Source organism: Paraburkholderia sp. SARCC-3016, assembly GCF_031119615.1.
In the GTDB taxonomy this organism is placed as follows: Bacteria; Pseudomonadota; Gammaproteobacteria; order Burkholderiales; family Burkholderiaceae; genus Paraburkholderia.
Genome location: NZ_JAVHZD010000005.1, coordinates 206,277 through 219,441, shown reverse-complemented (window position 1 = coordinate 219,441; position 13,165 = coordinate 206,277). Strand labels below are relative to the sequence as shown.

The 13,165-nt window shown below is 66.3% G+C and carries 12 protein-coding genes; 8 read left to right on the top strand and 4 right to left on the bottom strand.

What is annotated here, in order from left to right; genetic code table 11:
* Nucleotides 1-210: 210 nt before the first annotated feature.
* The 6 genes from QYH69_RS07570 (at nt 211) to QYH69_RS07545 (ending at nt 6,325) form a co-directional block, all read left to right on the top strand.
* Nucleotides 211-1,005 carry a 2Fe-2S iron-sulfur cluster-binding protein gene (locus QYH69_RS07570; protein WP_308831267.1) on the top strand — a complete coding sequence of 265 codons (795 nt, stop codon included), beginning with the start codon at nt 211-213 and terminating at the stop codon, nt 1,003-1,005.
* Between the two features lie 10 nt (nt 1,006-1,015).
* Nucleotides 1,016-2,041 carry a xanthine dehydrogenase family protein subunit M gene (locus QYH69_RS07565; protein ID WP_308831266.1) on the top strand — a complete coding sequence of 342 codons (1,026 nt, stop codon included), beginning with the start codon at nt 1,016-1,018 and terminating at the stop codon, nt 2,039-2,041.
* On the top strand, nt 2,038-4,269 hold the full coding sequence (locus QYH69_RS07560; RefSeq protein WP_308831265.1) for a xanthine dehydrogenase family protein molybdopterin-binding subunit: 2,232 nt from the start codon (nt 2,038-2,040) through the stop codon (nt 4,267-4,269). The genes QYH69_RS07565 and QYH69_RS07560 overlap by 4 nt, the downstream gene beginning before the upstream one ends.
* A 90-nt stretch (nt 4,270-4,359) precedes the next feature.
* The gene (locus QYH69_RS07555) at nt 4,360-4,956 is read left to right on the top strand and encodes a nucleotidyltransferase family protein (RefSeq protein ID WP_308831264.1); all 597 of its coding nucleotides are present in this window, start codon (nt 4,360-4,362) and stop codon (nt 4,954-4,956) included.
* Nucleotides 4,957-5,234: 278 nt separating this feature from the next.
* A complete protein-coding gene (locus tag QYH69_RS07550; RefSeq protein ID WP_308831263.1) occupies nt 5,235-5,957 on the top strand; it encodes a PIG-L family deacetylase in 723 nt (240 codons plus the stop codon).
* A gap of 227 nt (nt 5,958-6,184) precedes the next feature.
* Nucleotides 6,185-6,325 (top strand): hypothetical protein, encoded by a 141-nt coding sequence (locus QYH69_RS07545; protein ID WP_308831308.1) that lies wholly within the window; start codon nt 6,185-6,187, stop codon nt 6,323-6,325.
* Nucleotides 6,326-6,440: 115 nt separating this feature from the next.
* On the opposite strand, the gene QYH69_RS07540 is transcribed toward QYH69_RS07545, so the two are convergent.
* Nucleotides 6,441-7,034 carry a GNAT family N-acetyltransferase gene (locus QYH69_RS07540; RefSeq protein WP_308831262.1) on the bottom strand — a complete coding sequence of 198 codons (594 nt, stop codon included), beginning with the start codon at nt 7,032-7,034 and terminating at the stop codon, nt 6,441-6,443.
* 171 nt (nt 7,035-7,205) lie between these two features.
* Here QYH69_RS07540 and QYH69_RS07535 point away from each other — a divergent pair, with 171 nt between their 5' ends.
* Entirely contained in the window at nt 7,206-8,048 is an 843-nt protein-coding gene (locus QYH69_RS07535) for a hypothetical protein (RefSeq protein WP_308831261.1), read from the top strand.
* Here the strand turns inward: QYH69_RS07535 and QYH69_RS07530 are convergent.
* Entirely contained in the window at nt 8,039-8,926 is an 888-nt protein-coding gene (locus QYH69_RS07530; RefSeq protein ID WP_308831302.1) for a MipA/OmpV family protein, read from the bottom strand. The two genes, QYH69_RS07535 and QYH69_RS07530, sit on opposite strands and share 10 nt — an antisense overlap.
* Before the next feature lie 508 nt (nt 8,927-9,434).
* Here QYH69_RS07530 and QYH69_RS07525 point away from each other — a divergent pair.
* Nucleotides 9,435-9,911, top strand: a complete 477-nt coding sequence (locus QYH69_RS07525; RefSeq protein WP_308831260.1) for a glycine zipper 2TM domain-containing protein — start codon at nt 9,435-9,437, stop codon at nt 9,909-9,911.
* Between the two features lie 68 nt (nt 9,912-9,979).
* On the opposite strand, the gene QYH69_RS07520 is transcribed toward QYH69_RS07525, so the two are convergent.
* Complete coding sequence (locus QYH69_RS07520; protein ID WP_308831259.1) at nt 9,980-11,524, bottom strand: methyl-accepting chemotaxis protein; 1,545 nt, start codon at nt 11,522-11,524, stop codon at nt 9,980-9,982.
* 263 nt (nt 11,525-11,787) lie between these two features.
* Nucleotides 11,788-13,113, bottom strand: a complete 1,326-nt coding sequence (gene dctA / locus QYH69_RS07515) for a C4-dicarboxylate transporter DctA (RefSeq protein ID WP_308831258.1) — start codon at nt 13,111-13,113, stop codon at nt 11,788-11,790.
* Nucleotides 13,114-13,165 lie beyond the last annotated feature (52 nt).

Below are 13,165 nucleotides of genomic sequence, written 5' to 3'. Positions count from 1 at the left end.
TTCCGCTGTTGCCCGCCCCGGCTTTCATGCCGGTCGCACGTCGCGCGCGCCACGCGTCTCGCAGAGCGGGCGTGGGGCATCGAAATTGCTATTCCGGTTTCCGTCCACTACCGCCGGGCCATCGCCCCGCGTGGCGTGCTCGCCGCTCAAGGCAACGCGCCCGATGCTTCGCGAGTTTGCAATGGCCTTTCCTGGAGCAAACAGAACACCATGTTTAACGATCACGCTCTCGACCACGAGAATGCGCACGACGACACTGCCGGGACCGCCGGCGCGTCTCCCGCCCAACCGTCGCGCCGCCGCTTCCTGCAATCGGCGGCGGCCGCCGCGACCGTCGGCGCCGCGCCGCATCTGCATGCACAGACGCAGCCCGCGCAACCGGGCGCTGCGACAGCACCGCCGCCCGCGCCCGTTGCCGCGCGGCCGGTGAAGCTCGATATCAACGGCCGCGAATACACGCTGCAACTCGAACCGCGCGTGACGCTGCTGGACGCGCTGCGCGAATACGCAGGCCTGATGGGCACGAAGAAAGGCTGCGATCGCGGGCAATGCGGCGCGTGCACGGTGCTCGCGGACGGACGCCGCATCAATGCGTGCCTGACGCTTGCGGTCATGCATGAAGGGGAAAAGATCACGACCGTCGAAGGCCTCGCGCAAAACGGCACGCTGAGCCCGCTGCAACGCGCGTTCATCGAGCACGATGCATTTCAATGCGGTTACTGCACGCCTGGCCAGTTGTGTTCGGCGACCGCGATGCTCGGCGAATTCGGCGCGGGCACGGCGAGCACCGTCACCGCGGACGTGCGGCGCCGCCCGATGCAACTGACCGACGACGAAATCCGCGAGCGCATGAGCGGCAACCTCTGCCGCTGCGGCGCCTACGCGAATATCGTCGCAGCCGTGCGCGCAGCGAATGCCGGCGGCACGGCCAGCAGCAGCGCCGGGCACGACGGCAGCGGCGATACCATCGGCCTCGTCCCGGCTCACATCCCCACTCACGCGTAACGGAGCGCTCATGGACCCGATTTCCTATGAACGCGCCGCCGACGTGAACGGCGCATTACGCTCCGCGCAGGAGCCAGGCTCGATGTATATCGGCGGCGGCACCAACCTGCTCGACCTGATGAAAGGCGGTGTATCGCGGCCGATGCGGCTGATCGACATCACGCGCATCGGCGGCCTCGACACGGTCGCGACACTGCCCGACGGCGGGCTGCGCATCGGCGCGCTGGTGCGCAACACGGACGCGGCGAATCATGCGCTCGTGCGCGAACGGTACCCGTTGCTTTCGCAAGCCTTTCTCGCAGGCGCATCGCCGCAACTGCGCAATATGGCCACCGTCGGCGGCAATCTGATGCAGCGCACGCGCTGCCAGTATTTCTACGACACGGCCTTCGCGCAATGCAACAAGCGCCTGCCCGGCAGCGGCTGCGCCGCGCTCGAAGGCCTGAACCGCACGCACGCGATTCTCGGCGCGAGCCCGCAATGCATCGCGGTCAATCCGTCGGATATGAGCGTCGCGCTCGCGGCCCTCGACGCGGTCGTGCGCGTGCGCGGCCCGAGCGGCGAACGCGCGGTGCCGATCGGCGAATTTCACCGTCTGCCCGGCGCTCGCCCGGACCTCGATACGACGCTGCAAATGGGCGAGCTGATCCTCGCGGTCGATCTGCCGCCACCGCTCTTCGGCGACCACGCGCATTACCTGAAAGTGCGCGATCGCGCGAGCTATGCGTTCGCGCTCGTCTCGGTCGCAGCCGCGCTGCAGATGGACGGCAACACGGTGAAAGACGCGCGCATCGCGCTCGGCGGCGTCGCGCACAAGCCGTGGCGCGCAAGCGCCGCGGAACAGGCGCTGAACGGCCGTCCGCTGACCGATGCGAGGTTGCGCGAGGCCGCCTCCGCGGCGCTCGCCGACGCGCGCGCGCAGCGCGACAATGCCTTCAAGATCGAACTCGCGCAGCGCGCCATCGTGCGCGCCGTCAAGCAGGCCGCCAACCCGGCCTCCCCCCTGGCTGCGGATGACGCGGGAGGTCTCGCATGAACATGATCGGCTACCCGCTCGACCGCACCGACGGCGTGCTCAAGGTGACCGGCGGCGCCCGCTACGCGGCCGAGTTTCCCGAAGCAAGGCTCGCGCACGCGGTGCTCGTCACGAGCACGATCGCGAACGGCACGATCGCGTCGATCGACACGAGCCGCGCCCAGGCGCTGCCGGGCGTGCTGCTCGTGATGACGTACCAGAACGCGCCGCGCCTGCCGCAGAATGGCACGGCCGGCTTCGCGCCGCCCGCGGGCCGGCGTCTTTCGCTGTTGCAGGACAATCAGGTGCGCTACAGCAACGAGCCGGTCGCGGTCGTCGTCGCGGATACGCTCGAGCATGCGACCGACGCCGCGCATCAGCTGCGTATCGCGTATCGAAGCCAGCCGGCCGCGCTCGACTTCACGCAGGCGAAAGCGCGCATGCATGCGCCCGACAATCCGCAGGGGCGTCAAACCGATACGAAGCGCGGCGATCTCGACGCCGGCCTGCGCGAAGGCACGGTACGCGTCGACGCGGTCTACACGACGCCGATGGAAACGCACAATCCGATGGAGCCGCACGCGACGATGGCCGTGTGGGACGGTCCGCATCTGACGCTCTACGATTCGACGCAAGGCGTGACCGGCGCGAAGGTCGCGGTCGCAAAAGCGCTGGGCATGCCGGTCGATAACGTGCGCGTGATTTCGCCGTTCATCGGCGGCGGATTCGGCTGCAAGGGCTCGTCGTGGTCGCATGTCACACTGTGCGCGATGGCCGCGAAGCAGACGGGCCGCCCCGTGCGGCTCGCGCTCGAGCGGCCGCAGATGTTCGGGCCGGTCGGTGCGCGGCCGCGCACCGAGCAGCACTTCGTGCTCGCCGCGAAACCCGACGGCACGCTGACCGCGATGCGCCACGACAGCATCTCGGCCACCTCGGTGTTCGAAGACTGGACCGAGACCAGCTGCATGGTCACGCGAATGTCTTACGCGGTACCGAATCAGGTCACGACGCACCGGCTCGTGCAGCTGAACGTCGGCACTCCGACTTTCATGCGCGCGCCGGGCGAAACGACGGGCTCGTTCGCGCTCGAGTCGGCGATGGACGAACTCGCGGTCGCGCTGAACATGGACCCGCTCGAGTTGCGTCTGAAAAACTACGCGGAGCTCGACCCGCAGGAAGGCAAACCGTGGTCGAGCAAAGCACTGCGCAAATGCTACGAGATCGGCGCGCAACGTTTCGGCTGGTCGCGCCGCAGCGGCGCGCCGCGCTCGATGCGCTCCGGCAACACGCTGATCGGCATGGGCATGGCGACCGCAACGTATCCGGCGAACCGCAGCGAAGCGGCGGCGCTCGCGCGCATCCTGCCGGACGGCACGGCATTCGTCGCATCCGGCACGCAGGACATCGGCACCGGCACCTACACGGTGATGACGCAGGTCGCCGCCGATGCGTTGGGCTTCGAGACGCAGAACATCCGCTTCGCGCTCGGCGACTCGACGCTGCCGAACGCGCCTGGCTCGGGCGGTTCGCGCTCGGCCGCAAGCGTATCGCCCGCCGTGCGCGACGCGTCGACGCAAGTGCGCAACAAACTGATCGCGCTCGCGCTGGCCGACAGGGCCTCGCCGGTGTTCGGCACCGATGTCGCGGACGTCACGGTCGAAAAAGGCTGGGTCGTCAGCCGCAAGGATCCGTCCAAACGCGACCCGGCCGCGGCCGTGCTCGCGCGCGCCGGCGGCCAGCCGATCGAGGCGACCGCCAGCGCGAAAGCGGGCGACGAGCGGCAACGCTATTCGTTTCATTCGTTCGGCGCGGTGTTTGCCGAAGTGCACGTCGATGCGGACCTCGGCACGATACGCGTGGCGCGCGTCACGGCGGTCTACGACATTGGCCGCGTGCTCAACCAAAAGACCGCGCGCAGCCAGCTGATGGGCGGCATCGTCTGGGGCATCGGTGCGGCGCTCGAGGAAGAAAGCACGCTCGACCCGCGCGTCGGCCGCATCACGAATGCGAATCTTGCCGAATACCATGTGCCGGTCAATGCGGACGTCAACGCACTCGATGTCGTCATGCTCGACGAGCCCGATCCGCACATCAACTCGCTCGGCGTCAGGGGCATCGGCGAGATCGGCATCACCGGCGTGCCGGCCGCGATCGCGAACGCGGTCTATCACGCGAGCGGCGTGCGCGTACGCGACCTGCCGATCACCCTCGACAAGGTGATGCCCGGCATGCAGCGGCATTTCGTCTAGCGCGAGCGCCGGTGCGCAGCCGTTATGCGACTTGCGTGGCACCCGGTTGCGCCGCACAATCGGGTTCATTCCCTTCTTCCGGTGCCGCCCATGGCTTATGCGTCGCTCGCGACCGGTGTGCTGCTCGCCGCCGGTTATGGATCGCGCTTCGATCCGGACGGCCTCCACAACAAGCTGCTTGCCCGTCTGCCCGACGGCACGCCGGTCGCGCATGAAGCCGCGCACCGGCTGCTGCTTGTCGTGCCGCGCGTGATCGCGGTCGTGCGGCCCGGCTCCGACCCGCTCGCCCGCGTGCTCAACGACGCCGGCTGCGACGTCGTGTTTTCGAAGGACGCCGAACGCGGCATGGGCGCAAGTCTCGCCGCCGGCGTCGCGGCCAGCGACGACGCCGAAAGCTGGATCGTGGCGCTGGCCGATATGCCGCGCATCGCGGTCGCCACGATCGAAGCGGTCGCGCGCACGCTCGATGACGGTGCATCGATCGTGGCGCCGTATTACCGCGGGCAGCGCGGCCATCCGGCAGGCTTCGGTCCTGCCCATCGCGACGCGCTGCTCGCGCTCGACGGCGACACGGGCGCCCGCGCCCTGTTCGCGCTGCACGCGGTGACGCGGCTCGACCTCGACGATGCGGGCGTGCTGGCCGATGTCGACACACCGGACGATCTGCGCAAGCTAAGCCGCGACTGAAACGCTCCCGGGCCGCTATCAACCGGCTACAACCGCTATGGAACCGGCAATCCGCGCCGTCGGCTCTCTGCGACCGGGAACGGGCAGCGCGCCCGTTTCATCTCTCTCCCTCCACAGGCACAACGCTTGCGCTCCCTACGGGCGAACCGGCAATTGTCGGCCGATAAAACCCGCAGCAGCGCGCCGGTTTTGCATCTAAGCTGGTGAGGAGCCGCGGCCGCATAGCGCCACGATGGCCGCCCGCCCACCACCCCGGCAGGTCCGTCCACTCACAAACCATGAGCGAAACCAATCCGCGTCTCTTTGTCGTATCCCCGCATTTCGACGACGCCGTGTTCAGTTGCGGCGCGTTGCTCGCCACCTCTCCCGATGCCGCGGTCTGCACCGTGTTCGCCGCGCCGCCCGAGCATGACATGTGTACCGAATGGGATACGAAAGCCGGCTTTGCCGGCGCGTACGAATCCGTCCATGCGCGCACGATCGAAGACGACAACGCGCTCGCGGTGCTCGACGCAATACCGGTACGGCTGCCGTTTCGCGATGCGCAGTATCTCGATTCGCCGTCGATCGGCAAGCTCGCCGCCGCGCTCGAAGAGACCATTTACGGCTCGACCGCCAACACGCTGCTGATGCCGCTCGGGCTTTTTCACGCCGATCACCGGCTCGTGTTCGACGCATGCTGCGAAATCCTGCCGCGGCTCTCGCATCTGACGTGGTTCGCATACGAGGAAGCGATCTACCGGCCGATGCCGGGTCAGGTTCAGCAGCGTCTTATCGACCTCGCGAAGCGCGGCATCGTCGCAACGCCCGCGCATCCGGTTGCCGACCACACGCTCGACTGCGAGCGCCGGGCGTTGATAAAGCGCGAAGCCATCAGCGCGTACACGAGCCAGCTACGCGCGTTCGGTCCCGAAGGTTACGCCGACGTGTTTGCAGGCGAACGTTACTGGCGGCTCGATACGGCGCGGCGCTCGGCCGGCGAGCATCGCACGGGCAGATGAAGGCCGCGCTTCGAGGCGCGCGAATGGATACCGGTGCGCCGTGCGCGCGGCACACGACACGGGCTGCACGTTCGATCGAGCAAAGCCCGAGCAGGTTCGACCCTGATCGCCTACGCTATCTGTTGCAGGAAAGCGCATCGGGCATCGATCAGCAATCCGGCCACGTTGCTCCCCGCATCTGGCTAACCGATACAAGGCAAGCACGAGGTAACGCCATGATTTGCCGCATGCACACCGCTCCGATTCCCGAACCGCTCGCGGACCCGACGCGCGACCCGGAAGGCGATCCGCTCACGCCGCCGTCGCCCGGCCATCACAACGACGAACCGCAGCGCCCCGAAGGGCCTCCCGACAAGGACCCCGTGTAGCCGCACGGACGCCTGCCTGCGCTTGAGGCGGCTTGTCCAGGCGGCTTGTCGAGCCGTCTCGCGGCTCATCGCGGCTGATCGCGGCTCATTGCGGCATATCGCAACCCAACGCCGCTCAACGCGCGCGGCGCACCATGGGAATCATCGGTGGACAGGTGCTTACGCGCAGCATCGTCTGCACTTCGAAGCCGTGTCGCTCGTAGAACGGCACATTGCGCTCGTTGGACGACCACAGATACGCGGGCAGACGCGCCGCATCGCATTGAGCGAGGCGAGCCTGCAGCAGCAACGCACCGCGCCCGCGATTCTGTGCGGCTGGATCGACGCCGAGCGCCGACAGATACCAGAAAGGCCCTTCCGGCTCGTAGCGTTCGAGTTCTGCGGCCACGCCGCCGAACGTCTCGAGCTTGTCCGGCGCGCATCCCTGCTGCAGAATCGCGGCGATCGCGCCGTCGTCGTGGTGGACGCCCGGCGGCCGCCAGCAGGCGACCGCAAGGCCGTCGTCGGTCCGCTGCAACGCGGCCGAAGCGAACGCATTCGCGACCAGCACGCGAAACAGTTGCGTCGCATAGGTCAGCATGCGCAGCGGCGTGTCGAACACCCATCGCACGACAGGATCTTCGACATTCGCGAGCACGAGCGCCGCGGTGGCTGCGTCGAGATCGTCGGGTGCGTCGATCGTCTCGACGCGAAAAGAGTCTGAAAGCATGGGCGTTCAATCCGCAGGCTGGTTTCGTTGATTGCCGTTATTGCAGTTATTGCCGCTCGCACGGCCATCTGCCGCGTACGCCGCGTGCCGGCAAACAGAAGCGTCGTCCGACGATGCATTTCCGGCAGGCCCCGACAGGTATACTCCGGCTTTAAAATCCGCGCGTTCGACATGCTTGCTCTCAAGCTCACGCTGGTTCCCTCTTTCCTGCTGATCGTCTCGATGTCGGGCAAATGGTGGGGACCGGCGGTCGCCGGATGGCTCGCCGGTTTGCCGGTCGTAGCCGGCCCGATTCTCTACCTGCTCGTGCTGCAGCACGGTCCTTCGTTCGGTGCGCATGCGGCCACGCTGTCGCTGGCGGCGATTCTCGCATCGGAAGCGTTCAATTTCGGCTACGCGTGGACGTGCGGCGTTGCGCACTGGCGCGTCGCGCTCGCCGCCGGACTCGCCGCGTGGTTCGCCTGTGCGAACGCGCTTGCGCTGCTGCCCATTTCGTCCGGCGCGTTCGCATGGTCGGCATGGTACGCATCGACCGCATGGGCGCTCGGCGCAGCCGCGCTCGGCGTCGGCTTCGGCAATGCGTTTTTGCCAAGGAGCCGCGCGGCCGCGATCGGCGCGCCGCTCACGCGCATCGACCTCGCGGGCCGGATGCTCGCAGGCATCGCGCTCACGTTGATCGTCACCGCGCTATCGGGGCGGCTCGGCGCGGGCTGGAGCGGCGTGCTGGCCGTGTTTCCGCTGATGGGCGTCGTGCTGTCCGTGTCGTCGCACCGCGCGCACGGTCCGGCGTTCGTGATCGCGCTGCTGCGCGGCATGGTCGCCGGCCGCTTCTCGTTCGGTGCGTTCTGCCTCGTTCTGTCGTTCGCGCTGACGCGCGAGCCCGCCCTCCCGGCATTCGCGCAAGCGGCCGCACTGGCCATCTGCGTCCAGGCGCTGACGAAGCGGCTTGCGCAGTCGCGCGCAAGCCGCTTCACCCACGTCGAACGCCACGCGTCAGAACGGCATCAGAACTGATAGTTGAGCGAGATATCGCAGACGCCGCCGGTTTTCGTCTGGATGATCGGGCTGTTCGCCGCGCTGCCGAGCAACCGCTTGAGCGCGCCGTCGGCCGTCACGAACCAGTGCTTGTTGACGAACCAGATCATCGTGATGCCGAACCCCGCCGATTTGAGGCCCGCGCTCGCATCGTACCGGCGCAAGCCCGACGCGGCCGATTGCGCGGCATTCACGCCGAACCAGCTGTTCATATAGGTCGAATCGGCAAACGTCACCGACGGGCCCGCGAACCAGAAGAACGACTCCGAACTGCCTGGCATCGGCATATAGGCGCCGAGATCCATGACCCAGCCGTTCGACCCGCCGAGGCTGCGCGTGATCGCCGTCCGGAACGTCAACGGAAACTCCTTCGAGATCACATACTCGCCCGCGAGCTTGATCTCGGGCGCCGGGTTGATATTGCCAAGACCGTTCAGATGCTGCGGATCGTCGTGGCCGCGCCGTCCGAGGTCATACACCATGGCGACGCTCGTGCGCCAGTTCTGGCCCTGCAGCACGTTGACGCCGAGGCCTTCGCCGGTCGAAAGGAACGCGAGATCCTTGTAGCGGATATCGAGGCTCGGGCCCGCAAGGATGTGATAGCGTGACGACCCGTCGTAGCGCGGCTCGAACGTCATGCCCGCACCGACGCGCGTTTCCCAGGTCGGCAGCTTCGGCTCGTACAGTTTCTCGAGCGGGATGCCGGCCGAATATTGCCATTCGCCGAGCGGCGACGGCGTTTGCGCATAGGCGCCCGGTGCCGCCAATGCCGCGGCGGCGGTCGCCGTCGCCCAGAATGCCGCATTGCCCACGCCCGCCCTGGGCCTGTTTTTCTCGCGCCGGTGCTTTCCGCGCATATTCATCGAGCCAACCACCTGGCCGGTCCTTTTTGTTGACGCCACAACGCCTCCCATCTTCTGGTTAGTCGAGTCCCGGCCGTTTCCGCCACGAGTCGCCGTTTTGCTGCGCACGGCAACTACGGGCCTGTGCGTGGCTGGCCTGATTTGGGTGAGCGAGCATGCCAGCGTGCTTTTCGTGCCGCCTGCCCCGCGGCCGTTTGCTACACACTGCGCAAAATCTACTGCGTAAATTCGCAGCCATGCATGCGGTAGCAAACGGTGTTCCACGATTCGATGCGCGCAACTTTCCTGTTTTCGCGCGGGGCCGGCGCCAACGCGGCGCGATTTACCGCAAGGCAGGCGCTCCGTTCCAGTCCGCGCGGGGCAAGCCCGCGCCGCGCCCCGCGCTCGCTCGGCGCGTGGTCCCCTCATTGTGGGCTCATTCGGCGCCGCTACCCCGCAATCGTCAATGAAGCGTGGGGGAAGCGCCCGACCGGGTGGCACCGATGGCGCAACAAGGGAAAAAATGAAACGCTCACCGGTTCTCGCCGGCACCACGACACTGATCTGCGCGTTCGCGCTCTCCGGCTGCGCGTCGCCCGCCGGTTCGCCCGGCATCTACGGCGCAGCGCAGACGCAACGCGAAGAGACTATCCGCATGGGCACCGTCGAAATTGTGCGCAACGTGACGATCGACGCGAACAATGGCCAGCCCGGCGTGCCTGGCGCAGTTGGCGGCGGTCTGCTGGGGGGTGTGGCGGGCAGCGCGATCGGCCGGGGACACGGCTCGCTGCTGATGGGCGTACTCGGCGGCGTCGCGGGTGCGGTGGCCGGCAGCGAGGTGCAGCACAAACTCGCGCAGCAGCACGGTCAGGAAATCACCGTGCGCCTCGACGACGGCGCGTGGCGCGCGATCACGCAAAATACCGACGACGGCGTGTTCCGTCCCGGCCAACGTGTGCGCCTGCTGTCGAGCGACGGCATCACGCGCGTCACGTATTGACCGCTCAGCAACGCATCGGAACGTCGGCTATCGCAACGTTGCGACAGCCGATAACGGCGTGGCGCCGCTCAACCGAGCCGGAATACCGACACCGCCTTGCGCAGCGATTGCGCCTGCTCGTCCAGCGCGGCAGCGGCCGCCGCGGCCTGTTCGACGAGCGCCGCGTTCTGCTGCGACACCTGATCCATCTGCGTCACCGCGCGGTTGACCTGCTCGATGCCGTCGCGCTGCTCTTCGGACGCGGCGGCGATTTCGTCCATGATCGCGGTCACGTGCGCGATCGACTGACGCAGTTCTTCCATCGTTTCGCCCGCGGTGCCGACGAGGCGCGCGCCGGCATTGACACGCTCGACCGAGTCGCCGATCAGTTCCTTGATTTCCTTGGCTGCCGCCGACGAACGCTGTGCGAGGCTGCGCACCTCGCCCGCGACGACGGCGAAGCCGCGGCCCTCTTCGCCCGCGCGCGCCGCTTCGACCGCCGCATTCAGCGCGAGGATATTGGTCTGAAACGCGATGCCTTCGATCACGCCCGTGATGTCGGCGATCTTCTGCGAGCTGCGATCGATGCTGCCCATCGTCTCGACGACATCGCCGACGACCGTCGCACCGCGTCCCGCGATAACGTTTGCCTTGCCGGCCAGATCCTGCGCCTGCCGGGCGTTGTCGGCATTCTGTTTGACCGTTGCCGTCAGTTGCTCCATGCTCGCCGCCGTTTCTTCGAGCGAAGCGGCCTGCTCTTCGGTGCGCTGCGACAGGTCGCCGTTGCCGGCCGCGATCTGGCGCGTCGCGGTGGAGATCGATTCGGAGCTATGCGTGACCTGGCGAACCGTATCGGCGAGCCCGCCTTGCATCGTCTTCAAGCCTTCGACGAGCTTGCCCATCTCGTCTTGCGAACGCACGTCGAGACGGCCCGTCAGATCGCCGCTCGCGATGCGTCGCAACTGCTCGAGCACCGTGGCGAGCGGCCGCGAAATCGAACGGTTCAGGCCATTCGCGCACAGCACACAGGCGCCCATGCCGATCAGGATCAGCACGATGCCGATCGTGCGCAGCATGCGGAACTGGCTCTGTGCATCATCGAACGCGCGCTTGCCGCGCTCGAGCTTCCATTGCTGCAGCGCGTCCCACGACTTCGCGAGCGGCACCGTGTACTTGATGATGACGTTCATCGCGATGTCGTCGGCCGTCTTGCTGTCGCCTTTCCTCATCGCATCCATCAGCGGCAGCAGCGCATTCTGGACGATCGCGTTGCGCGCCGCGTTGGCCGCGTCGGCAAGACGCTGCTCTTCGGTTTCGTGCGGCAGCGCGTTGTAGTCCTTCCACGCCTCGTCTGAAATCGCGAGGTAGCTCGCGGCCTTGTCGATGAGCTTCGGTGCATCGGGCGCTTCGGGATGCAGCAGCGCGCGATCGAGCGTCGTGCGCGTGATCGTCAGATTCAGGTTCGATTTGGCCAGCGCGATCGACGAAGCAAGCTGGTTCGAGTACGCGAAGTCGAGATCGCCGCTCAGATCCTGCATGCCGAATTGCGCGAGCAGTCCGAGTGCGACGATCAGTACGCCGAGTATTGTGGTGGTGGCCCAAAGCCGGGCGGAAATCGAAAGGCGTGCAAACATGATTGACCAAATGAGTTGTTCTGGACGAACCGGGCAGCGATCGAACGATCGTAGAAACGGCCTGGTCTACCGCTGCTTACAACGGCACTGGCACGCCAAACTTGAGGCTTTCAGCGGGAAAAAAAACGTTGCGCCGAAGCGTATCGATGAGGTTCGTGACCGGGCCGTGAAAGACCGGTCACGTTGCTACTGTTTGCTACTGTTTGCTACTGTTTGCTGCTGGTCATGCGCTTTTTTTCATCTGCGCTGCATTCGTTGCGCGATCAACGGCCTTGCACCGTTACCGAGTCGAAACCAACCGTTTGCGGCGAACCGTCGTCGTTATCGGGATCGATTCGACCGTCGAGCACCGCCGTCGCGGTCGCGCGATCGAGCGCGCCTTCCCAGCGCGCGACGGCAAGCGTTGCCACGCCGTTGCCGATCAGATTCGTCACCGCGCGCGCTTCGTTCAGGAACCGATCGACACCGAGCAGCAGCACGAGGCCCGTTACCGGAATCTGATGCATCGATGCGAGCGTCGCCGCGAGCGCGACGAAACCGGCGCCCGCCACGCCGGCCGACCCCTTGGACGTGAACAGCAGCACGCCGAGTACGATCAGTTGGTCTTCGAGCGTGAGATGGATATTCATCGCCTGCGCGACAAAGATCGCCGCCATCGTCAGATAGATCGACGTGCCGTCCGCGTTGAACGTGTAACCGGTCGGCAGCACCATGCCGACCACCGACTTGCGGCAACCGAGCTGCTCCATCTTCACGAGCATTTGCGGCAGCACCGCTTCGGTCGAAGCCGTGCCGAACGTGATCAGGATTTCATCCTTGATATAGCGCAGGAACTTCCACAGCGACAGCCCGCACATGCGCATGACCACGCCGAGAATCACGACGACGAATACGACCGACGTCAGATATACGCACAGCATCAGCTCGCCGAACTGCTTGAGCGTGCCGATGCCGTATTTGCCGACCGTGAACGCGATACCGCCGAATGCGCCTATCGGCGCGACGTACATCACGATGCGCACCACGCCGAACATGCCGTGCAGGAACGTGTCGAGCATGTCGACGAACGGATCGGCGCGCCGGCCCATCTTCGCGAGCGCGATCGCAAACAGTACCGAGAAGAAAATGATCTGCAGCATGTCGCCGTTAGCGAACGAGCCGACCACCGTCGACGGCACGATGCCCGTCAGGAAGGCGATGGCGCCATGCTCTTTCGCCGCGTGCGTGTACGACGCGATCGCCGCGCCGTCGATATGCGACGGGTCGACGTTCATGCCGACGCCGGGCTTCATCAGGTTCACCACGACGAGGCCGATCGCCAGCGCGAAAGTCGAGACGATTTCAAAGTAGAGCAACGCCTTGACGCCGACGCGACCTGCTTCGTGGATGTCGTTCATGCGCGCGATGCCGACCACCACCGACGCGAAGATGATCGGTGCGAGCAGCATCCGGATCAGCTTGATGAACAGATCGCCGAGCGGCTTCATCTGCGCGCCGACGTCGGGATTGAAATGCCCGAGCAGAATGCCGATCGCGATACCGATCAACACCTGCACGTAAAGCTTCGAAAGGGTTTGCCTGATTCTCATCCTTGGTCTCCTTCTCACTTTCTGCTTCGGCTGGCATGCCGGCAGCCCGAAA

Excerpts from the sequence above, each read along its gene's own strand:
- QYH69_RS07520 (WP_308831259.1), bottom strand. The coding sequence starts at position 11,524 with ATGTTTGCACGCCTTTCGATTTCCGCCCGGCTTTGGGCCACCACCACA.
- QYH69_RS07550 (WP_308831263.1), top strand. The coding sequence starts at position 5,235 with ATGAGCGAAACCAATCCGCGTCTCTTTGTCGTATCCCCGCATTTCGAC.
- QYH69_RS07555 (WP_308831264.1), top strand. The coding sequence starts at position 4,360 with ATGGCTTATGCGTCGCTCGCGACCGGTGTGCTGCTCGCCGCCGGTTAT.
- QYH69_RS07570 (WP_308831267.1), top strand. The coding sequence starts at position 211 with ATGTTTAACGATCACGCTCTCGACCACGAGAATGCGCACGACGACACT.
- QYH69_RS07525 (WP_308831260.1), top strand. The coding sequence starts at position 9,435 with ATGAAACGCTCACCGGTTCTCGCCGGCACCACGACACTGATCTGCGCG.
- QYH69_RS07565 (WP_308831266.1), top strand. The coding sequence starts at position 1,016 with ATGGACCCGATTTCCTATGAACGCGCCGCCGACGTGAACGGCGCATTA.
- dctA (WP_308831258.1), bottom strand. The coding sequence starts at position 13,113 with ATGAGAATCAGGCAAACCCTTTCGAAGCTTTACGTGCAGGTGTTGATC.
- QYH69_RS07535 (WP_308831261.1), top strand. The coding sequence starts at position 7,206 with ATGCTTGCTCTCAAGCTCACGCTGGTTCCCTCTTTCCTGCTGATCGTC.
- QYH69_RS07530 (WP_308831302.1), bottom strand. The coding sequence starts at position 8,926 with ATGCGCGGAAAGCACCGGCGCGAGAAAAACAGGCCCAGGGCGGGCGTG.
- QYH69_RS07560 (WP_308831265.1), top strand. The coding sequence starts at position 2,038 with ATGAACATGATCGGCTACCCGCTCGACCGCACCGACGGCGTGCTCAAG.
- QYH69_RS07545 (WP_308831308.1), top strand. The coding sequence starts at position 6,185 with ATGCACACCGCTCCGATTCCCGAACCGCTCGCGGACCCGACGCGCGAC.
- QYH69_RS07540 (WP_308831262.1), bottom strand. The coding sequence starts at position 7,034 with ATGCTTTCAGACTCTTTTCGCGTCGAGACGATCGACGCACCCGACGAT.